This window comes from Phaeodactylibacter sp. (genome assembly GCF_022763345.1).
Classification (GTDB): Bacteria; Bacteroidota; Bacteroidia; order Chitinophagales; family Saprospiraceae; genus Phaeodactylibacter.
On sequence record NZ_JALEGS010000074.1, the window covers coordinates 35,020 to 56,470 of the forward strand.

Genomic DNA, 21,451 nt, shown 5'->3' on the forward strand with positions numbered 1-21,451 from the left:
AAACCTAACTATATTTAATCACATTTTGCACAAAACCTCCCCTCAGTCCCCCTTAGCCGTTAGGCTGCTTGATTTTCAATTCCATGAAAGACCATTATCTGAAACAGGAGCTATATGACTTGGTCCAATCTGATCAAGATGTTTTTGAGTTTTTGCAGGAAGCCTCCCTCGATGGGCTTTGGTACTGGGACCTGAACGACCCGGAGCAGGAGTGGATGAGCCCCAAGTTTTGGAAAACGCTGGGCTACGACCCTACCGAAATGCCCCATACGGCTAAGTCCTGGCAAAATCTTATCAATCCGGATGACCTTGAACTCGCAAGACAAAACCTGGCCGCCCACCTCGCAGATCCCTCCCATCCCTATGATCAGGAAGTCCGTTACCGGCACAAAAAAGGGTATATTGTTTGGGTAAGGTGCCGGGGGATGGCGATAAGGGATAAAAACGGGCATCCCACCAGGATGCTCGGCGCCCACAATAATATCACCCGCCTTAAAGAAACTGAAATCAGGCTGCAAAAGGAAAACCGGCAGCTCAGTGCTGTGCTGGAAAACTCCGGGCTGTATATTTTAAGTACAGACATAGAAGGGCGCTTTACTTATTTTAATGAAAAGTTCAGACACGACTTTGGCTGGCACCCTTTTGTTTCAATCGGCAAGGATTCTTTGCCCTCCATTCACCCAGATGACCATCAGGCGTGCATTGATATTGTAACCCGATGCATGGAGCAACCCAATACGGCGTTTCTAGTTGACTTACGCAAACCCAAAAGGCAGGGCGGATGGCAGACGAACAGATGGCATTTCTCTGCACAAACCAATAGCAAAGGAGCTCCGGATAATATACTGTGTATTGGCTACAACATTTCTGCCAAAAAACAACTTGAGGCCGAATACCGATTATTGGTAGATAATATTGGGGACGCTTTGGTCACCACTGACTTAAAAGGCAACATCTCCTATGCTTCCAAAAGCTGGAACACCAATTTTAATCTGGACCAAGAAACAGCCATAGGCCAATCGGTCGCAGATTATTGCCTGGATGATGACCGGCCTGATTTTGAAGCCTTCATCTCTTCAATCGCTGATGGCAACTCATCGCCACAAGCGCTGGAGCACCGCCTTAAGCTATCTGAAAATCAGGCCCTTTGGGTGGAAACTAAAGGCAATCTTGACAACGATGGAGACCGCCTTATACTCCTGATCAGGGACATTTCCGAGCGCAAGCAAGCTGAGCAGGAACTACAGCTCACCAGCCAACTGCTTAGCGACACCCAGAAAATGGCTAAAGTCGGAGGGTGGCGCTTAGACGTTAAAAGTGGGCAAACCACCTGGACTGACGAGGTTTACCGAATTCATGAAGTCCCAAAGAGCTTCAATCATAATAAAGAATCCGGGATCAAATTTTATCATCCCAACGACCAGGAAGCCTTAACAATGGCCCTTGACAAAGCTATTCATTCCAATATAAGCTTCGATCATACTTTTCAATTTATTTCTGCTAAGGGGAACCAAAAATGGGTAAGGGTGACCGGCTCACCAGTGCTGAGAAATGGCCACACAGCCGAAGTACAGGGTCTGTTCCAGGATATTACAGAGCAGAAGCAGGCATTGATCGCACTCAGCCACAGCAAGGAACAACTGACCTCCCTCACTACCAACATCCCAGGAGCCGTCCTGCAATACAAAAACACCCCTGAAGGTAAGCAGGAGCTATTGTACCTCAGCAAGGGGTCCAATGACCTGTGGGGCATCTCCCCTGAAGAAGCTATTGAGGATGTAAACCTACTATGGAACGCTATTCTACCAGGTTATGCTAAGGGGCTACAAACAGCAATTGAGCATTCCGCCCGGGAAATGACGACTTTTTCCTTTGATTGGAAGATCCGCCACAGGGATGGAACAATCAAGTGGGTTAATGGCAAAGGCTCTCCCAAAAGATCCTCAGACGGCAGTACCGTTTGGAATACCATCATTACGGACATCACACCCTTAAAAAATGCCCAGCAAGCCTTAGTCAGCCAAAGCCTGATGCAGGAAAAGCTGATGAAAATTGCGTCTGAATACATCAACTTCCCCATTGAGGAAATGGACAGCCACATTCAGGCCTCCCTGAAAGAGATTGGGCAGTTTGTGAACGCAGACCGGGTATATGTGATACAGTACGATTTTGAAAAAAATACAGCCTCCAATACCCATGAATGGTGTGCGGATTCTATCGAATCTGTGAAAGACAGCCTCCAGAATGTCCCTATGGAGGAATATATGGTGTTTGTAAATCTCCACGTAGAGGGTAAAAACTTTATCATCCCCAACATCTCAAAGATGGAAGAAGGCCCTGCTAAAACCGACCTTCAGCGGCAGCAGATTAAAAGCTTGCTGACCGTGCCCATGATGCGGGAAAAAGAATGTCTGGGCTGCGTGGGCTTTGATTCCGTTAAGCAAGTCCATGACTATTCGGAGGGCGAACTCAAACTGCTAAAACTTTTCAGCGAAGTCCTCGTGAATGCCCTTACCCGTGCCAAAAACGATCAGGAGTTGCGCTCCAGTCAGGAGCAACTTACTAAGCTGACCGCGAGTGTGCCGGGCGCAATCTTCCAGATGGAAATGGATGCAGAAGGAAAAATAGCATTCCCCTTTATGAGTGATGGTATACAAGATTTGCATGAGCACCTGACACCTGCCCTTCTAGAGGCGCAACCCGAAGTCGGCTTTTCAATCATTCACCCGGAGGATCTTCCCGACATTCTCGATAAGATTGAGCAGTCCAAAACAAATCTGACCTCGTTCTTTGCCGATTATCGCACGGTTCATCCTGATGATGAAATACGCTGGCACCGGACCATTTCCCAACCAGAGCAAAAAGCAGATGGAACAATGGTTTGGTACGGTATCTTCCAGGACATCACAGAACAGCGGAAACTTGAGGAAATTCAAAAGTTTGCCCAAGAGCTAAAAGTGAAGAACAAGGAGATGGAACAGTTCGCCTATGTGGCTTCCCATGATTTACAGGAGCCGCTGCGTACCATACGGAGCTATTCTGGCCTGCTCAACCGCCGTTTTAGCGATCAGTTAGGAGAGGACGGGCAGCAGTTTCTCAATTTCATTGGCGATGCTTCCCTGCGCATGAGCAACCTCATCAAAGGGCTGTTGGAGTACAGTCAGATTGGAACCGACCGTCAGGTCGGCACAGTTAATTGCAACGTGCTGCTGCAAGAGGTACTTCAAGACCTGAACTCCAGCATCACCAAACACCAAGCAACGATCAAGGTAAACGACCTGCCTACCTTGCAGGGCTATAAGGTGGAATTGCGGCAGCTCTTCCAAAACCTGATCAGCAATGCCATCAAATTCCATAAACCCGGGGAGGAGCCTCTCATTGAAATTCATGCCGCTGAAAAGCAGGCCTACTGGCAGTTTTCCGTAAAGGACAACGGTATTGGTATTGACTTGAAATATCAAAACAAGATTTTCACTATTTTTCAGCGCCTGCATCTATCAAAAGACTACGAGGGCACAGGTATTGGCCTGGCAAACTGCAAAAAGATTGTGGAGATGCACCACGGGCGGATTTGGCTGGAATCAGAAGAAGGCCAGGGCGCTACATTCTTTTTCACCCTAAAAAAAGGAGGATATGACTCAAAAGCTGAATAAGATACTGCTTGTTGATGACAATGAGGCCGATAATTATTTGCACAAGCTTATCATTTCTGAAGCTGAAGTTGCGGAGAGTGTTGTAGATCAGCCCGATGGCAAAGCAGCGCTGGAGTACCTGGAAAAAGGAGCCGATCAGCTACCTCCTGACCTCATTTTTCTGGATATCAATATGCCCCGCATGAATGGGTGGGAGTTCCTCGAAGCTTATGCCCAGCTTCCCGACGAACTGCAAAGCGCCGTAGTTATCGTAATGCTGACCACCTCTGTTTTCAGCAAAGACCGGGAACGGGCAGAAAGATTACCTAACTTCTCCGGCTTTCTTAACAAGCCCCTAACAGAAGAAGACTTGCTGAAGGTGATCCAGCAGCATTTTCCCGAACGCTTCGATTAAGCTACTGTCCCGGCACCCCAATCTGTATGGCTTCTTCCAGATGGATATTCATCGTGGGCGTGCCGCTGAAGTTCTCTACCTCTCCACGGAAACAGACTTTTTTGTTGGCCAGGACGATCTGCGGATCGAAAGAAAAATTGGGTAAATCCTTTTTGCGGATAAAGACGGAAAAAATCTGGTTGGGGAAGCGCTTGTCGATATTCAGCCAAAGGTTGCCGCTGCGGCTGTAGCGCGTGCTTACCACAGTACCGCAAACATTAATCTCCTCACCTTTGCCCATATACTGCCGGCTTTGCACCGTATTGAAATGATTGGGCGGCAAGTCGGGCGGAAACAAAGGCTCCACGTCTCCACCGGCTAGCTCCGGGAGCCACGCGCTTTTGTCCAGGCGTTGCTCCAGTTCGTTTTCCTGGACTTCAGGCAGCTTGTTGAAAAAATCTAACCCGGTCACCTCTTCCACCTGATCTATCGGCACGGCAAAGCTCTCCAGCGGATAGCTGATCTTTTCATTCGGCATAATGAAGCCAATCCCGCGCCCGTTCTCCAAATCAAGTGCTACTTTGAAGTACCGCTCCGGAATGGACACCTTGTTGATGGAACGTTCAATGACCGGTAAATCCGGCTCCAGCACAGGGCCTGTGACCACATACAACTGTGCACCAGGGTTTTCGTACAGGTAGCCTCGCAGCAGGGCTTCAAGTTCGGCCCATGCCTCCCGGTTGAATTCCGCGACCTGAGGCGACATATTGGAGTAGAAATAGCTCTCTGAAAGCGCTTTTTCGGACCACCTGAAATCAGCAGAGGGTGCCAGGTGCCCGCGGTCGTAACCAAACCCATCGTACTCATAGGTGCTGTCAGGCTGCAGGTACTTTAGGAAATAATCTTCCTCCACCGCCGTACCAGTTGCCACTTTGGGGTCTGGCCGGAAATCATTCGTACAGCCCACGTTGCCGGAGGTGACGTCCGGCAGAATAATATGCGCTACCCATGCCGCCTGCTCGTGCGCCTCGGCATATTCCAAGGCCATAGCCGAATGCAAAATGTAGGATTCAGAGGGCAGCCCGATGGCTTGCAGATCGCGTTGTATGCGCTCCAGCTTTATGCCCTCCCGGCGCTCGTTCAGGGTTTTCTTTTTGGCTTCCAGGGCAGCCAGTTCGGTCTCAATGGCTCGGAGTTCTTCGTCCAGGTTTTGAGCCTGTAGCAAAGCCGGGCAAAGTAAGATCAGGAAGAGTAGGGAGCGGAACATAGTTTCATTTTTTACCAAAGTTACAATTCTTTCCTATTCCAGTTTGGCTACATTTGCGGGAAACATCCATTTTCATGCGGTACTTTCTGCACTTTGCGTATCAGGGTTTTAACTTCCGGGGCTGGCAGCAGCAGCCGGGTGAGGTGCGTACTGTCCAGGGGGTGATGGAAGGGATCTTGCAACGCATTCTAAAGCATGAGATTTCCCTCGTGGGCTGTGGCCGCACAGACGCGCAGGTCCATGCCAGCCAGTATTTTGCGCATTTCGATACACCGGAGGAACTGCGGCCGGATTTCAAGTTCATCCTTAATAAGAATCTGCCACCGACAATTTCTATTTTCGATGTGATACCGGTCCACCCCAGAGCCCACGCCCGCTATGATGCCACCGACCGGCAGTACGACTACCTTTTGCATACCCGCAAACAAGCTTTCCTGGGCGAGCTTAGTGCCCTGTACCTGCAGGATGCACCAAATATAGCCCGCATGCAAACGGCAGCAGCACAACTCTTAAAGTTTGAAGACTTCCAGGCGTACTGCCTGACGCCCGACCGGCACAATACCACGATTTGCCACCTCCGCCAGGTCCGGATTTTTGCCAACCCAGACCGGACCCGGATACGGTTGCAATTTGCCGCTAACCGCTACCTGAGAGGCATGATCCGTATCCTGGTTCACCGTCTGCTGGAGGTAGGCTGGGGCCAAATCACGGAGGAGGAGTTTCTGCGGCCCCTTCGTGAACATGACCCTCCGCGCCCCCTGCGCTCTGCCTATCCGGAAGGCTTGTACCTTTCCAGCGTCACTTATCCCTACATTGAAAAGCCGCCGAGGGTCCAGCTGAATTTTGAGGAATAGCCCGGACGTTACCAGACGACTACTTTACGTATAGCCCGCTGCCCGGCAGCGGTGACCTGCAGGAAGTAGACACCGGCTGGAATGGCTTGCAGGGATATTTGTGCCCTGGCATCCTGGCTCTGTGCTGTTGCAACGACCTGCCCGGCTGCACTAATGAGCTCCACTGAAGCCTGAACCTCCTGCCCCAGCTGCACTTGAAGTATATGCCGTGCCGGGTTGGGAAAAACCTCCATTTGGCTTGCCCAGTTCGGTTCCGCCACCGGAGAAGTGCTGTCCAGCCATAAGTTGGTTTGGAAGGCGTTTAAGCCACCACGCTCATTGCCCACGACCATTTCCAGCTTCCCATCGTTGTCTATATCAGCTATTGCTGGACGGGTACGGATACCTACATAGACATCGCCCATGCGCTCGGAATCCAGGTCGAAGGTGCCGGACAGGTTGCCCTCGATATTGTTGTAGACCTCCAGCTGCCCGGCTTCTGTTCCTGTCACCAAAACATAAGTACCTTGCTGATCAATGATTTGCGGTGAAGAATAGCCTGAGATACTACCGGGGATGGCCGTATTGATGTTGCCCAGCGCAAGGATATTGGGGGCGGCTTCCGGATCAGGGTCGAACATAGGCTCACTTGCCGTTCCAACATTCTTAAAGAAATTGATATTACCGGTCCGCTCACCAATAACCAGGTCCGGCAGCCCATCTCGGTCCAGATCGATAATTTGGGGCACGGAGAGGCTGCCCACATCTATATCCATGTACTCGTACTGCCAGGGGCCGAAAACCATCGGATTGCCGACACCTGCGATATTCTCAGCATAAAAAAGGCGGCCCAGCACCTCTCCCACCAGTATGTCTTCATCGCCATCCCCGTCTAAATCACCGAAAGTGGGGGCAAAATTGGTGTAGGAGTTGAAAACGGAAAGCCCCAGGTAGTCTTCATCTACAAGTTCGAAGGCGGGTGATTGAGCCGTGCCGGTATTCTCAAAGAGGTACAGCCGGGTATCTCGTTCGCCAAAGGGCTCGAAGGCGCCTACAGTTCCCACCACCATATCAAGGAGCCCGTCTGCATTATAATCGACAAAGGTAGGGCTCGCACCGGTACCTAAATCGATCATGTCCTCCACGAAAAGGTCCCGCTGCTGGTACTGGAAATTCGGCACATCGGCTGTTCCTGCATTCGGATAAGCCCAAAGCACGTTTCGGTCTTCAGAAATATTGACAGAATTGGGCGCAACCAACAGATCTTTAAGCCCGTCAAAGTCGATATCTGCCAGGAAGGCTACCGGGAATTGCGGCACATCCGCCGTCACCCCATCCACAGGGAAGCCAAGTTCCTGCTCCGTAATCCAGGCCTGCTCGCAACTGCCGCCGTTGTGCAAAAAATTAAGGGTGGAGTAGGTAACATCTCCCAGCAGCATATCTTTATCGCCATCTGCATCAGCATCATAAGTGAGCAGGGTGCTGCCCGGGTGGCGTTCAGTCAGCCCGCCCTGCAGGCTAAAGCAGCCTCCGGGGTTCTCCGCCAGCCCTACTTCTTGCTCAATGCTATTCTCAAAAATGCCGCCCCAGCAGTTTTCCACCAGTTGGAAAATCAGGCTGTCTCTGCCATAGCCCTGCTCTACGGAGCGGTTGGCAAACAACTCAATATAGCCGCCGGCCGGATTGAAAGTGAGAATGTCCAGGTCCCCATCGCAATCCAGGTCGTCAATTGCCGGATAGTCCACATTACTTACGTAGAGCTGCGTGGTCGTCCCGTTAGACAGTACAAAGGGTATGATGTTATTGGGGTGTTTCATGGGCAGGCGCTCAAAGGCGATGTGCCCGTCTTCGTAATAGCCCGTGTAGACTAAAACGCCCTGCACAAATTCAGTGCGCTGGGACTGCCCGAAGATATCCATTACACCGTCATCGTTGAAATCCCGCATAATGATCCAGTCGCCCAGCAGTTCCGGGAAGTAAGGAGCATAGCCTGGAGCGTAGGAAAACGCCCCTCCGGTATTCAGGAAAGGCAGCAGGACGTTCCCGGTTCGGTCGAAAATCACCAGATCCATAAGCCCGTCCTGATTAAGGTCTACTTCGTTGGGCTGTGGATTGTTAAGCCCACCGGCGAAGGGCAGGCCCTTTTGTTCCCCATCCACTGTGACCGGGAAGGAGATGGCCGGATAAGGTTGTGCATCCGACGAAAGGGAATGGAACAATACGGTCGCGAGCAGTAGCGCCAATCTTTTCATAATTCGGAATTGGTCGTTTATTGAAATCTTCGTTAATTGTGTGCCTTTCGGAATTCTATTTCCTCAGAACAGTTATACAGCGCAGGAGTTATGGCTTTGCCCCTGCTTTACGGCGGCTGAATTTATTAAAAAGCAAGCATGAAAAACGCTTACCGGTACTTTTTTCTACTCTTTTGCAGTGCGCTTACCATATTTGCCTTCGGGCAAAATTCTGCTCCGACGCTAAGCAAAGACTACCAGTTGCGTGCCGGGCGGGGCCACCTGGTTTTCGCTTCTGCCCAGCACGGGGACTCGCTCACGCTCGAAATCAACAGCACCAAACATACCCTGCCGCTCGTGGGTGGAGAAGCCAAATTGCCAGTTGAGCTCTCCCAGCGCGGAGAACTACTCCTGATTCAGCATGCCGGCAAAGGCTACCGCCTTTATCACCTATCCGCCCGCAACGATGGCACACCCCGCCTGCGCCGCATCCCGATGTGGCTATCGGTAGTACCGCCGCTTATCGCCATTTTACTGGCGCTTATATTTAAGGAGGTGATCGTATCGTTGTTCGTTGGGGTTTGGGTGGGGGCCTTTATTGCCGGAGGTATGCGCATTGAATCCCTTTATTATACACTGCTGAGCCTGTTTGATGTGGTAGAGCGCTATGTTATTCAGGCTCTGGCCGACAGCGGGCACCTGGCCATTATCGTATTCTCTTCATTGATTGGAGGCATGGTGGCCATCATTTCCCGCAACGGGGGCATGGCCGGGGTGGTCCTGGCCTTTTCGCGTTACGCCCGCTCCCCCCGCAGCGCACAGTTCATTACCTGGCTGCTGGGCGTGGCCATCTTTTTTGATGATTATGCGAATACGCTCATCGTAGGCAATACCATGCGTTCGGTGACGGATAAATTCAGGGTCTCCCGGGAAAAACTAGCCTACATCGTAGACAGTACGGCGGCACCGGTGGCGGCTGTGGCATTTATTACCACCTGGATTGGAGCCGAATTGGGGTACATTGATGATGGTTTGCTGCAAATCACTGAAAAAACAGGGACAGATCTGGGGCTAACGCCTTACGGGGTCTTCATTAGTTCTCTGAAATACTCTTTCTACCCGGTGATGACCCTGGCTTTCATCCTCATGCTGGTCTATACCAGACGGGACTTCGGAGGCATGTATGCCGCTGAGAAACGGGCACGGGAAACGGGCGAACTGTTCACCAAGCGCAGCGCCGCAGCCGAAGAAGACATGGAAAACCTCGACCCCATTGACGGGGCCCCGTTGAAGTGGTACAATGCCGTCATCCCCGTTGCGCTCGTCATCCTGGTTACCCTTTATGGGCTCATTGACACCGGTCTGGCAAGTACTTACGGAGAATTGCTTGATGCCGGACTAGCACCGGCTTCTCAAAGCTGGGGAGCGGTATGGGGCAGCATCGGCGCCCTGCCGGATATGGGCGATTCCTTCCTGATGAAGGTGGGTAAGCTGATTGGCAATTCCGATTCCTACGTCGCGCTGCTGTGGGCTTCCCTTTCAGGCGTCATCGCAGCGATCCTCCTTACTGTGGGCGGGCGCATCATGGGGCTGGCAGATGCCATTTCCACTATGATTACCGGTTTCAAAGCTATGCTGCCGGCTATTCTCATTCTAACGATGGCCTGGTCTCTTGCGGCCACTACGGAGGAATTGCATACGGCAACCTTCCTCACCTCAGCCCTGCAGGACAGCATCAATCCGTTTGTGATGCCGGTCATTATTTTCATTCTGGCGGCGGTCATTAGTTTTTCCACGGGCTCAAGCTGGAGCACCATGGCTATCCTCTACCCTATTGCCATTCCAACCACCTGGGCGATTTGTGCAGCACAGGGCGTGGAAACAGAAGTTGCTATGGAGCTTTTATTCAATGTCATCTCTACGACCCTGGCGGCTTCGGTACTGGGCGACCACTGTTCGCCGATTTCGGACACCACCATTCTCAGCTCGCTGGCTTCAGATTGCAACCATATTGACCACGTGCGCACGCAGCTGCCTTATGCTTTAACGGTTGGGGCGGTGGCATTAGTCACTGGTGGGCTGTCTACCTTTTTAGGTGGCGGCTGGGGCATTTGCCTGCTGCTGCTGGTTATTGGGCTTGCCGTATTGTTCGGCGTAGTGCGTACCTTCGGTAAAGTAGTTGACTAACATAACCAAAGTATAACCATGAAGAATGTTTGGATTCTGCTGCTGGCGATCTGCCTCAGCACTTATGTAAAAGCCACGGAAGGCATGTGGCTGCCCTTGCTGCTGGCCCAGCTCAATGAGCAGGAAATGCAGAGCATGGGCATGAAAATGACTGCCGAGGACATCTACAGCGTCAATAAGGGCAGCCTGAAGGACGCGATTGTTCATTTTGGCGGATTCTGCACCGGGGAGGTCATCTCTGATCAAGGCCTGGTGCTGACCAACCACCACTGCGGCTATGGACAGATTCAGAGCCACTCTACTCTGGAGAACAACTACCTGGAGGATGGATTTTGGGCCATGAACCGGAAACAGGAAATCCCCAATCCCGGGCTGTTTGTCACCTTTATTGTCCGCATTGAAGATGTGACGGATTTGGTCCTAAACAACGTCACGGAAGAGATGGACGCCAAAATGCGGCAGTCCTGGGTAGACAAAAACACGAAGGAAGTGACCGCTGCCGCTAAAATGGAGGACTATCAGGAAGCCATGGTGCGTGATTTCTTTGAGGGCACCAAATACTACATGTTCATCACGGAGACTTACCGGGATATCCGCCTGGTCGGAGCGCCCCCATCATCTATTGGCAAGTTTGGTGCGGACACTGACAACTGGGTCTGGCCACGGCACACCGGTGACTTCTCTCTGTTCCGTATTTATGCCAGCCCGGACAATAAGCCGGCGGAGTACAGTGAGGAGAACGTGCCCTTCAAGCCCCGCCACCACCTGCCGATTTCCCTGGACGGTGTGGAAGAAGACGACTTTACCCTGGTTTTTGGCTTCCCCGGGCGTACCGAAGAATACCTCCCGGCTGCTGCTATTGAGCAGCGGGTGGATGTGGTCAACCCCATCCGGATCGGTATCCGCGACCGAGCGCTGAATGTTGTGAATGCCGCTATGCAGGCTGATCCGGTCGTACACATAAAGTATGCCTCCAAGCAATCCCGCATTGCCAACTACTGGAAAAAGTGGATTGGTGAGAATCAGGGGATTAAGGCTACGGATGGCGTAGGCCGCAAGAAAGCTTACGAAGCAGAGTTCAAAGAACGCGTGATGGGCAATCCTGACTGGCGTGAAAAATACGGTAGCCTCCTGAGCAGCTTCGAGCGCTTGTATGGTGACCTTGAGCCTTACGCCGCGACCAATACCGCGGTGGGGGAAATCGCCGGCCGCAATATCGAGCTGTTCCGCCTGGCCAATACGCTGCACAGCGTTGTCAAAATGTATGAATCCAGCGGAGCCCCCATGGTGGAAAGCCGTATGGACCGCATCCGGGCATTCGTGGAGGATTTCTACAAAGACTACGAGCCGGCAGTGGATCAGGGCGTTTTCGCCACTTTGATGGACTACTACTTTACCGAAATCTCCGATGAGCATCAGGCGCCATTTGCCGTAGAGCGTTACGTGGAAGCGGGCAAGGATGCTGAAAAGCTGGCCTCCATGATCTACCTGAAAAGCAAGCTGGCCCGCCCGGGCGTATTGGAACTGGCTATGGAAGAAGGCCCGGAAGCCCTGATTAAGCTCATCAAAAACGATGTGGCCTATGCGCTGGCCCGCGCCATTTCCGATTATAACGATAACAATATCGCGGGCAAATACCGCGACATCAAAGCCGAAATTGATGACCTGCAGCAGCAGTACATGCGCGCCCAGATTGAAGTCTTCACCGAGCGCCGCTTCTACCCGGACGCCAACGGCACCCTGCGCGTCACCTACGGCAAGGTGGATGGCTATCAGCCCCGGGATGCCGTGCGCTACGAGCCCGTCACCTACCTGGATGGCGTTATGGAGAAATATGTGCCCGGTGATTATGAGTTTGATGTGCCGCAGCGCCTGCGTAAGCTTTACCAAAAGAAAGACTACGGTGATTACGGAGAAGAGGGCAAAATGCCGGTCTGCTTTATCGGTACCAACCACACTACGGGCGGCAACTCCGGCAGCCCTGCTATTGATGCCTACGGCAATCTGATCGGCCTCAACTTTGACCGCGCCTGGGAAGGTACGATGAGTGACCTGAACTACGATGCCTCCATTTGCCGCAATATTATGGTAGATGCACGCTACATCCTGTTTGTCATCGATAAATTTGCCGGTGCCGGGCACCTGGTGGAGGAGATGACTTTGGTACACCCGAAGAAAGGGTAAACGACTGATTTATTGTTCATTGGAATGGGGTCTGCCGATTATCGGCAGACCCCATTTCACTTACTGCCCGGATTCTTCCCATTCTAAGGCCCTTTTCCCTACCTTTGTACCCCGTAACAAAACAACCTGTTGGGCAACCAGCATCTACCAAAGTAATTTCAAATGACCAAGTACATCTTTGTTACGGGCGGGGTCACCTCTTCCCTCGGTAAAGGTATTATTGCAGCTTCACTGGCTAAATTATTGCAGGCACGGGGCTTTTCCGTGACGATCCAAAAGTTCGACCCATACATCAATGTCGATCCGGGCACCCTCAATCCCTATGAGCATGGGGAGTGCTATGTGACCGATGACGGGGCGGAAACGGACCTCGATCTGGGGCACTACGAGCGCTTCCTGAACACACCTACTTCCCAGGCCAATAACGTGACCACTGGCCGTATTTATCAGACCGTCATTGAGAAGGAACGGGCCGGCGACTACCTGGGCAAGACCGTACAGGTCATTCCCCACATCACTGATGAGATCAAGCGGCGGGTTCAACTGCTGGGCGCTACCAATGAATACGATATCGTGATTACTGAGCTTGGTGGTACAGTCGGCGATATTGAGTCCCTTCCTTACCTGGAAGCACTGCGGCAATTGCGGTGGGAGTTGGGCACCGACAACTGCCTGGTCATTCACCTGACCCTCATCCCCTACCTGAATGCGGCCAAGGAGCTGAAGACCAAGCCGACCCAACACTCTGTAAAGGAACTACTCAACACCGGTATTCAACCCGATATCCTGGTATGCCGTACGGAGCACCCCATCGGCATGGAAATCCGTCGTAAACTGGCCCTGTTCTGCAACGTTGACGTGGGCTCTGTCATTGAAGCCATTGATGCGGAGAGCATCTACGATGTGCCTCTGTTGATGCTACGTGAGAAGCTCGATACGGTGGCCATCACCCGCCTGCGCCTGAAAGACCGGCGGGAGCCACAGCTCAATGCCTGGAAGAACTTCCTGGGCAAGCTCAAAAACCCGACCTACGCCATCAATATCGGTCTGGTTGGCAAATACAACGAGCTGCAGGATGCCTACAAATCCATACACGAATCCTTCGTCCACGCTGGCGCTGTAAATGAATGCAAAGTCAGAGTCCACCCTATCCACTCTGAGCAACTCGAAGGTACGCCCGAAGAAGTAGCCGAGCGGCTGAGAGATTTTGACGGTGTGCTCGTTGCCCCCGGTTTTGGAGAGCGGGGTATTGAAGGCAAAATCAACGCCATTAAGTATGTACGGGAACAGCAGGTCCCTTTCTTTGGCATTTGCCTGGGCATGCAGTGTGCCGTTGTGGAATTCGCCCGCAACGTCATGCAGCTGGAAGGCGCTTCTTCCACGGAAGTTGACCCCGGTACCCCCCACCCGGTGATCGACCTGATGCCCGACCAGAAAAAGATTACTAAAAAAGGCGGTACCATGCGCCTTGGGGCTTATCCCTGTGAGGTCCGCCGCCGCAGCAAAGCCAGTGCAGCCTATGGCAGCCTGAAAGTCAGCGAGCGCCACCGCCACCGCTACGAGTTCAACAACCAATACCGGGAGGCTATGGAAAAAGCCGGTATGATCGCTTCCGGCATTAATCCTGATACAGACCTGGTAGAGATTGTGGAAATAAAAGACCACCCCTGGTTTGTTGGCGTGCAGTTCCACCCGGAGCTTAAGAGTACTGTGGAAGTGCCCCAACCCTTGTTTGTGGCTTTTGTGAAAGCGGCCCTGGACCGGAAGTACAATTCAGAGCAGTAATTGGTACCGCCCACCCGGACCGAAAAGTGGCTGCGGCCAGTGTTGCTGGCCGCAGCTGTTCTGGGGATTGCATACAGCAGTCCTTTCCCTTTTTTCTGGGATACGATACAACTCGGCTCAAAGCACGCTCATCATTATTACCAAACTGGTTTTGCTCAGCTCTTGCTGCCCGATGCCATTGACAGCGGGCACCCGCCATTTTTCGGGATGTACCTGGCGGCTGCGTGGATGCTGTTTGGGAAATCGCTGGCGGTAAGCCACTGGGCCATGCTGCCTTTTGTGTTGGCTATTGCAGGGCTGCTGTTCCCCGTAGGGCGGTACTTTGCCGGTGACTGGGGTTGGATATTCCCACTTTTGGCTTTGGCGCTGCCACCGCTGTCCGGGCAGTTGGTACTGGTCAGCCCGGATGTGGTGCTGGCGTTTGGCTTTCTCCTGGGTTTATTTGGTGTGCTTTACCAAAAAGGCTGGGCATTGGCCCTTGGTGCGCTCCTGCTCGCCGCTATCAGTACCCGTGGGATGATGACGGTCGTGATTTTGTTTTTATTTGACCTGTACCTTCGCTTTTCAATGCACACTCAGGCAGCAAAAAAGCCATTGGCATACCTGTATGGCGCCCTGAAAGCGCTCCCGCCCTATCTTCCCTCCGGGCTGTTAGCCCTGGTTTTCCTGCTTTACCATTATCTGGAAAAAGGCTGGGTCGGCTACCATGCTGGTTCCGAATGGGCGCCAAGTTTTGCACGGGTGGGCTTCAGCGGGCTGCTCAAGAACGGGCTGGTACTGGGTTGGCGGCTGGCAGACTACGGCATGGTATTCAGTTGGCTGCTCCTGGGGCTGGTGATTTGGCGTAAGCCGGCGACCTTCCGCCATCCTAAAGTCAAAAGTGCACTCTGGCTGGCCGGCATAAGCCTGGTTTTGCTCACGCCGACCTTTTTGCTGTACAGCGGGCTGCAGCAGCACCGATATTTGCTGCCTTTATTGCTTGCGGCATTGCTCCTCACCTTTACGGCTATTACTCAAAGCTCATGGGACCAAATCTGGAAGGTTCGTCTGTTCGCTTTGCTGTTCACCGGTTTGATTACCGGGCACTTTTGGGCCTACCCTGACCACATCGCCCAAAGCTGGGACACCACCCTGGCCCACGTACCCTACTACCGCCTTAAAAGCCGGATGATTAGCTATCTGGATAAGCAGGGCATCCCGTTGGAGACAGTAGGGACCGCTTTTCCGGAAATCGGGCCACAGTATCTCAAAGATTTATCCGGCAGGACAGCCGGCTTTTCGCCAAAGAATTTATCCAAACAGCACTACATCCTATACTCCAATGTGATGAATGATTTTTCGGATGGGGAGTTGGAGCGGCTACAGGAAGAGTGGACAGTTGTAAAACAATTAGAAAGTGGCAGCGTAAAGCTGATTCTATTCGGAAAGCTTTAACAATCAAGGCAAAGAAAGCCAGGGCTGTCGTCAACAATTTTGGTGGTTTATCGTCTTTAATTACCGATAACCCATAAACCCCATGAGACTTTGGCTATTTTTCCTGCTTTTTGCATCTCCCATTTGGTCATTAGCTCAGCTGTGTGAAGGCGAGCCCGGTGCCGCCGCCCTATCCGAAGGTTTTGGGCAGGGCACCAACTTCGGCCCACCGCTGCCATCCGGCATAACCAGTTACAGCTACAACGACGGGAGCCCCCAGGCAGGCACCTACATGGTCACCAACCGCACGCAGCTCAATGGGGCAAATTGGCACGATGGACTGGACAACACCCCGGATGATGGGTTTGGGTATATGCTCCTTTTTGATGCGGCTGATACCCCTGGTGAGTTTTTCAGCCTCCTTATTGATGGCCTTTGTCCCGGCACCCGGTATGAATTCAGTGCCTTCATAACCAATGTCGTTACGCCCTCTGCATGCGGTGGGGAAAGCACGGAGCCCAGTATCCGCTTTGAGCTCCGTGATCCGGATGATGATGAGCTGTTGGAAAGCCTCTCGACCGGAAACTTGCCGACCACTCCTATCCTGAGCTGGAACCGGTTTGGCATCGTTTTCACCCTGCCAGAAGACCAGGAAGCTGTCAGGCTCAGTATCGTTAATTTTGCGCCTGGCGATTGCGGCAATGACTTCGCTATAGACGATTTGAGCCTGCGCATTTGCAATCCGGTGCGGGAACAGACAGCCACTCTATGTACAAGTGCCCCTTTGGTGATTGACGGGCGGGAATTCCCAGAGCCCGGCACCTATCGGGATACCTTACCAGGTGCTCAGTTCTGCAATGACAGCATTTTGATCACTGAAATCATTGATGGTAATGGGGATGAAGTGATGCTGGATACTTTCCTGTGCCCCGGGCAAGCCTTTGCAGTTGGCGACCGATGGTACGATGAGCCTGGTTTTTACACCGATACACTACTAAGCAGCCTGGGGTGCGACAGCGTGGTGCAATTGCAGTTGTCTACCGTTGACTTTGAGGCCAGTGTGCGAGCTTCGCAAGATACTATTATTGCCGGAGAATCCGTTCAGTTGCAAGGGAGTGGCAACGGGGTTGGGCCGCTGATTTGGTCCTGGCAGCCCAATGACCAACTGGATTGCAGCGATTGCCCCGAGCCAACAGCGACCCTGCTGGAAACCACTAATTTCCTGGCTACTGTGCGCGACAGCCTCACCGGTTGTGCCGACACCCTTGAACAGCGGATCATCATACCGCCCTGTGAGGATGTCTATGCTCCTACCGGTTTCTCCCCCAACGGCGATGGCCGGAATGATAACTTTGAGATTTTCTTCGGACCTTGCGTGCAGGAGGTCCTCCAACTGGAAGTTTTTGACCGGTGGGGCGGCCTGGTCTTTCGTTCCCGCGTGCCCAACGATACCTGGGACGGCCAACGAGCCGGAGTGCCTTGTAATAATGGGTTCTATGCCTATCAGGCGGTGCTCGCCCTGAAAGATGGGACAAGGCGGGTATGGCGGGGAGGTGTGCAGCTCCTTCGGTAAAGAATCAGAAAAACAAACAGCTTTTATGCGTAAACTCAAATTGCAGGAACTCAACCGCCCGGATATCGACACTTTCAAGGCACAGCCCAAAGCACCTGTGGCCCTCGTGCTGGACAACATCCGCTCCGGCCTGAATGTCGGGGCTGCCTTCCGGACTGCTGATGCTTTTGCGCTGGAGCACATCCACCTTTGCGGCATCACCGCCTGCCCGCCGCACCGGGAAATTCTGAAGACCGCTATTGGGGCTACCGAGTCCGTCAGTTGGAGCTACCAGGAAGACACCGTCGCTGCTATTACACAGCTACAGGGACAGGGCTATACTGTGCTGGCTGTAGAGCAGGCCGATGAGCGGACCTGGTTGCAGGAGTTCCGCTGGCCGGAAAGCCAAAAAGTCGCACTGGTCTTCGGCAATGAAGTGGAAGGCGTCAGTGATGCCGCGATGGAACAGGTTGATGGCTGCCTGGAGGTACCGCAGTATGGCACCAAGCATTCCCTGAATATTGCGGTCTGCGTAGGGGTCGTTTGCTGGGAGGTGACCAGGCAGTGGCGGTTTTGAGTAGGCCCGGCGCAGACGCCCGGCGCTCTCCCTGTCCGGCGTAGTTTAAGAACAACGAAGTCGGTCCCTTCGCCGGGCGTCTTGGCTAAGACTAACCGAGATCACCGGGGGAAGGTACCGCCTCCGTCAAGACTATGGCGGTCAGAGCGTGCCCCCGGTGTTAGAAAAACCTTTAGTAGCTTTGTCAAAAAACGGATGACAAAGACCCTCCTGCCAATATTGCTCACCTTAATCGTTCTTGCCTCTTGTAGGAATCCCAAAACTCAGGAGGCAGCGGAACCCACACCACAACCCACCCGCGGCGTATGGCTGACCAACGTAGACAGTGACGCCCTCTTTTCCAAAGCCGGGCTGCAAGCCGCAGTGGAGCACTGCTCCCGCCTGGGCTTCAACACCATCTATACCGTCACCTGGAACCGGGGCTATACCCTCTACCCAAGTGCGGTTATGGAAAAAACCTTTGATGTACCTATCGACCCTAAGCTCGAAGGTCGCGATCCGCTACAGGAGCTCATTGACCTCGCTCATGCTAAAAATATCCGAGTGGTTGCCTGGTTCGAATTTGGATTCGCCAGCTCTTATGAAGAAGCAGATGGCGGCTACTTGCTCCGGCAAAAGCCACATTGGGCCGCCCGGGACTCCGCCGGGCAGATCGTCTCCAAAAATGGGTTTCAATGGATGAACGCCTTCGACCCAGAGGTACAGGACTTTGTGCTGAGCCTGGTAAAAGAGGTAGTCGAAAAGTACGATGTAGATGGCATTCAGGGCGACGACCGCCTGCCTGCTTTGCCCTCTCTGGCCGGTTACGATAGCCTCACGGTAGCCGCTTACCAAACAGAACACGATGGGCAGCGCCCACCGATGAATTATAAAGATACCGCCTGGGTGGACTGGCGCGCCAACCGCCTCAACGACTTCATGGGCCGGATGAGCCGGGAGCTTCGGGCGTTGGACAATACCCTGACGCTTTCCTTCTCGCCCAGCATCTACCCCTGGAGCAAATTCGAATACCTCCAAGACTGGCCGGCCTGGGTGGAAAACGGCTGGGTGGATGAAATCTGCCCGCAGGTCTACCGCTATAATATTGAGGCTTACCGCTCCGCCCTTGATGCCATCGTTAATGAACAGGTTGCACCAGAACATCATCGTTTGCTAGCCCCTGGCATCCTCCTGAAAGTCGGCGACTACATCGCCTCCGACACTTTGCTCCGCCAAATGGTGGAACACAATCGCTCGCTCGGATTGGAAGGCGAGGTGTTCTTCTTTTATGAAGGGCTGAAAAGGCAGGAGTCCTTTTTTGAAGAACTGTATTAGCCCCAGCCTGGCAGGCGGAGGCTAACCGTTTACTCCTTCAGCACGCCTTCAAACGTAACCGGCAGCTGCTGAAAGGGGCTTATCAGTTCATCCACTAACACGGTCCATTGCCGTCGGGTGATTGGGGCATCTGCTCCGGGCAGGTCGAGCCCGGCAGCCTGTCCCACTTCTGCCACAGCAGCTTCGAATGCATCGGGCTTTCCCCGCCAGGAAACCTCCAGCGACAGTGCCCCTGCCAATTGGACCAGAGCGGTTTTAGCCTGAGCTAAGGTGATGGGGGTTGCAGTAGTCTTTTTGTTCCATAACACGCCTAAGCGGGCCAGCCCCTGCGACAGAGCAGTGTCTGTCAGGATGGAGTCCGGGTAGTACCAGGTCCGGTTGGCCCACTTGTAAGGCTCACCCGTGCCTGCCAGCAGACCGGTAGCACCGATCCGGTGAATGGCTTCAAAGTGGGGATCGCCGGGTTTTACATCGTAATACGGCATCAGGTAACCACCAGCCTCCAACATGCCCTGCTGCACTTCGCGCACGGGCATATCTGACACACGCTGCCCTCGTTGAGCAGCCATTGCCGCCATCAGGCCAGCCGCCTGCCCTACCTGCAGGATTACCGGCTGCAGACGAGTGGAGCCATTGGCGATATTGGTTACCGAGATGGCCTTATCGGCCATCAGCAGATTGGGTACGTCCTTAGCGACTAAGCTGCCCGCCGGGATGTTAAAGGAAGGCACCTTGGGGAAATCAATCTCCGGCGCATCCAGGTTTTTCTCATGATGGTGGTCGACCGGGTAATCCCCCACAGCAATACCCGTGCGGTAGAGGGGCTGATTGTTATCGAAAGGGCTTTTGATGTGATTGATGGTGGTAAGCACCAACCCTTTGATGCGCCGCCCTTCGCGATGATAGGGCATTAGTGCCATACGGTCCTGAGTGGGGAATTCATCATCTGCAAGCCCCAGGTTGGTATAGCCCAGTTCGTTCTGCAGGTAGTACACAAACTGCCGGGTTTGAAGCTTCGCCTGTTCATAAGCCGCTGCCCGTTCTTCTTCGGTCATTTCCATCACGTTCACATAATAATCGTTGCCGATGATGGGCCAGTTGATCATGTATTTATTGTTGGGCAGCTTGCCGTAGTCCAGCATTTTATCGCACTCAATACGCTCCGGGTCATCGCAGCGCTTGCGGCAAAGGCAGAAGAACTCCTCCGGGTCGTACCCTTCGGGTGCTTCCAAGAGCGGAGCCTTGCCTTCTCCATAATCTTTAAGAATGGCTACATAGGTCAGGTCCTGTACAATAGTATTGGCTTGTTCTGGCGCCATGCTTTCACCTGTTTCGGACCGGCTGTCCATCCCCACCCAGAAGTCTGCACCGGCAGCTGCCGCTACATCCCCGAGGTCAGTGCCATCTACCAGGATTTTGCCTTTCAAAACCTGTGTACTTCCGGATTCGGATATTGTACGGACGGCCCACAGGTCACCGGAGCGCCAGACCGAATCCCACCTTGTAGATGGTAAAGCCGTCAGCAACGCTTCCTTTTGTATCATGGAATCCAGTATTGCCGCCCCCACATGCGGCTCGAACTGCGTATTGCTCACCCAACCGGTGAAGACAGCTTCCGGGCCGCCGTAGTAATCGTAGAGGGCAGACCGGAATTCCCCCCAAAGCCCCGCCGGCATTTCATGGTTGCCATCAATGGCACTCACACCAGCTGAAGTCAGCATCCCACCGTACCACGGCAGCGGATTGACCAGGGCTGTCTGAGCACCGGACCGCGCGGCCTGAATGGCGGCAGCTGTGCCGCCTGTGCCCTCACCGACAACAAGCACATCATATACCGGATCGGACACCGGTGCATCTGAGCCGGCACATCCCATCAGCAGGGAGACAAAACAAATCATCAGGTAACAGGCTAAGTTTTTTTTCATTTTATAAAGTCATTTTTTTTTGATGCAAGGAATTCAGCAGTTTGGGCTAAATCAGAAGCCTGAAAAAGCCAGGTTTGCAACGTTTCCCGCACAATTAGGCAAAAACGTGCAAATTCCGGCAACAACCGGCAACTGATTTACTGCATATCTAAAATTG

General features: G+C 53.0%; 13 protein-coding genes. 10 read left to right on the forward strand and 3 right to left on the reverse strand.

Features of this window, described 5'->3' with window-relative positions; translation table 11 throughout:
• The first annotated feature begins 83 nt into the window (after positions 1 to 83).
• Both MRY86_RS20105 and MRY86_RS20110 read left to right on the forward strand, forming a co-directional pair.
• On the forward strand, positions 84 to 3,653 hold the full coding sequence (locus MRY86_RS20105; RefSeq protein WP_293567705.1) for a PAS domain-containing protein: 3,570 nt from the start codon (positions 84 to 86) through the stop codon (positions 3,651 to 3,653).
• Positions 3,634 to 4,047 carry a response regulator gene (locus tag MRY86_RS20110; protein ID WP_293567703.1) on the forward strand — a complete coding sequence of 138 codons (414 nt, stop codon included), beginning with the start codon at positions 3,634 to 3,636 and terminating at the stop codon, positions 4,045 to 4,047. Before MRY86_RS20105 ends, MRY86_RS20110 begins: the two co-directional genes overlap by 20 nt.
• 1 nt (position 4,048) lies before the next feature.
• Here the strand turns inward: MRY86_RS20110 and MRY86_RS20115 are convergent, their stop codons facing one another.
• Positions 4,049 to 5,293: a DNA/RNA non-specific endonuclease gene (locus MRY86_RS20115; protein WP_293567701.1), complete on the reverse strand. Its 1,245-nt coding sequence runs from the start codon at positions 5,291 to 5,293 to the stop codon at positions 4,049 to 4,051.
• A gap of 74 nt (positions 5,294 to 5,367) precedes the next feature.
• On the opposite strand from MRY86_RS20115, the gene MRY86_RS20120 reads away from it, so the two are divergent.
• Complete coding sequence (locus tag MRY86_RS20120; RefSeq protein WP_293567699.1) at positions 5,368 to 6,147, forward strand: tRNA pseudouridine synthase A; 780 nt, start codon at positions 5,368 to 5,370, stop codon at positions 6,145 to 6,147.
• An 8-nt stretch (positions 6,148 to 6,155) separates the two neighbouring features.
• Here the strand turns inward: MRY86_RS20120 and MRY86_RS20125 are convergent, their stop codons facing one another.
• Positions 6,156 to 8,378 carry a T9SS type A sorting domain-containing protein gene (locus MRY86_RS20125; protein WP_293567697.1) on the reverse strand — a complete coding sequence of 741 codons (2,223 nt, stop codon included), beginning with the start codon at positions 8,376 to 8,378 and terminating at the stop codon, positions 6,156 to 6,158.
• A gap of 138 nt (positions 8,379 to 8,516) precedes the next feature.
• Between MRY86_RS20125 and MRY86_RS20130 the strand changes: the two genes are divergently transcribed.
• The 7 genes from MRY86_RS20130 (at position 8,517) to MRY86_RS20160 (ending at position 19,369) form a co-directional block, all read left to right on the forward strand.
• Positions 8,517 to 10,544, forward strand: coding sequence for a Na+/H+ antiporter NhaC family protein (locus MRY86_RS20130; RefSeq protein WP_293567695.1), 2,028 nt, complete (start codon positions 8,517 to 8,519; stop codon positions 10,542 to 10,544).
• An 18-nt stretch (positions 10,545 to 10,562) separates the two neighbouring features.
• Positions 10,563 to 12,728: a S46 family peptidase gene (locus tag MRY86_RS20135; RefSeq protein ID WP_293567693.1), complete on the forward strand. Its 2,166-nt coding sequence runs from the start codon at positions 10,563 to 10,565 to the stop codon at positions 12,726 to 12,728.
• 162 nt (positions 12,729 to 12,890) lie between these two features.
• Positions 12,891 to 14,513: a CTP synthase gene (locus tag MRY86_RS20140; protein ID WP_293567691.1), complete on the forward strand. Its 1,623-nt coding sequence runs from the start codon at positions 12,891 to 12,893 to the stop codon at positions 14,511 to 14,513.
• Positions 14,514 to 15,947: a hypothetical protein gene (locus MRY86_RS20145; protein ID WP_293567689.1), complete on the forward strand. Its 1,434-nt coding sequence runs from the start codon at positions 14,514 to 14,516 to the stop codon at positions 15,945 to 15,947. It abuts the gene before it with no gap.
• A gap of 82 nt (positions 15,948 to 16,029) precedes the next feature.
• Complete coding sequence (locus tag MRY86_RS20150; protein ID WP_293567687.1) at positions 16,030 to 17,499, forward strand: gliding motility-associated C-terminal domain-containing protein; 1,470 nt, start codon at positions 16,030 to 16,032, stop codon at positions 17,497 to 17,499.
• Between the two features lie 25 nt (positions 17,500 to 17,524).
• Positions 17,525 to 18,055 (forward strand): RNA methyltransferase, encoded by a 531-nt coding sequence (locus MRY86_RS20155; RefSeq protein WP_293567686.1) that lies wholly within the window; start codon positions 17,525 to 17,527, stop codon positions 18,053 to 18,055.
• A 195-nt stretch (positions 18,056 to 18,250) separates the two neighbouring features.
• Positions 18,251 to 19,369: a family 10 glycosylhydrolase gene (locus tag MRY86_RS20160; RefSeq protein ID WP_293567684.1), complete on the forward strand. Its 1,119-nt coding sequence runs from the start codon at positions 18,251 to 18,253 to the stop codon at positions 19,367 to 19,369.
• Between the two features lie 29 nt (positions 19,370 to 19,398).
• Here the strand turns inward: MRY86_RS20160 and MRY86_RS20165 are convergent, their stop codons facing one another.
• Complete coding sequence (locus tag MRY86_RS20165; protein WP_293567682.1) at positions 19,399 to 21,294, reverse strand: FAD-dependent oxidoreductase; 1,896 nt, start codon at positions 21,292 to 21,294, stop codon at positions 19,399 to 19,401.
• Positions 21,295 to 21,451: the final 157 nt, after the last annotated feature.

What these genes read in the sequence shown, in the direction of transcription:
- MRY86_RS20105 (WP_293567705.1), top strand. Translation starts at nt 84, where the DNA reads ATGAAAGACCATTATCTGAAACAGGAGCTATATGACTTGGTCCAATCT.
- MRY86_RS20110 (WP_293567703.1), top strand. Translation starts at nt 3,634, where the DNA reads ATGACTCAAAAGCTGAATAAGATACTGCTTGTTGATGACAATGAGGCC.
- MRY86_RS20115 (WP_293567701.1), bottom strand. Translation starts at nt 5,293, where the DNA reads ATGTTCCGCTCCCTACTCTTCCTGATCTTACTTTGCCCGGCTTTGCTA.
- MRY86_RS20120 (WP_293567699.1), top strand. Translation starts at nt 5,368, where the DNA reads ATGCGGTACTTTCTGCACTTTGCGTATCAGGGTTTTAACTTCCGGGGC.
- MRY86_RS20125 (WP_293567697.1), bottom strand. Translation starts at nt 8,378, where the DNA reads ATGAAAAGATTGGCGCTACTGCTCGCGACCGTATTGTTCCATTCCCTT.
- MRY86_RS20130 (WP_293567695.1), top strand. Translation starts at nt 8,517, where the DNA reads ATGAAAAACGCTTACCGGTACTTTTTTCTACTCTTTTGCAGTGCGCTT.
- MRY86_RS20135 (WP_293567693.1), top strand. Translation starts at nt 10,563, where the DNA reads ATGAAGAATGTTTGGATTCTGCTGCTGGCGATCTGCCTCAGCACTTAT.
- MRY86_RS20140 (WP_293567691.1), top strand. Translation starts at nt 12,891, where the DNA reads ATGACCAAGTACATCTTTGTTACGGGCGGGGTCACCTCTTCCCTCGGT.
- MRY86_RS20150 (WP_293567687.1), top strand. Translation starts at nt 16,030, where the DNA reads ATGAGACTTTGGCTATTTTTCCTGCTTTTTGCATCTCCCATTTGGTCA.
- MRY86_RS20155 (WP_293567686.1), top strand. Translation starts at nt 17,525, where the DNA reads ATGCGTAAACTCAAATTGCAGGAACTCAACCGCCCGGATATCGACACT.
- MRY86_RS20160 (WP_293567684.1), top strand. Translation starts at nt 18,251, where the DNA reads ATGACAAAGACCCTCCTGCCAATATTGCTCACCTTAATCGTTCTTGCC.
- MRY86_RS20165 (WP_293567682.1), bottom strand. Translation starts at nt 21,294, where the DNA reads ATGAAAAAAAACTTAGCCTGTTACCTGATGATTTGTTTTGTCTCCCTG.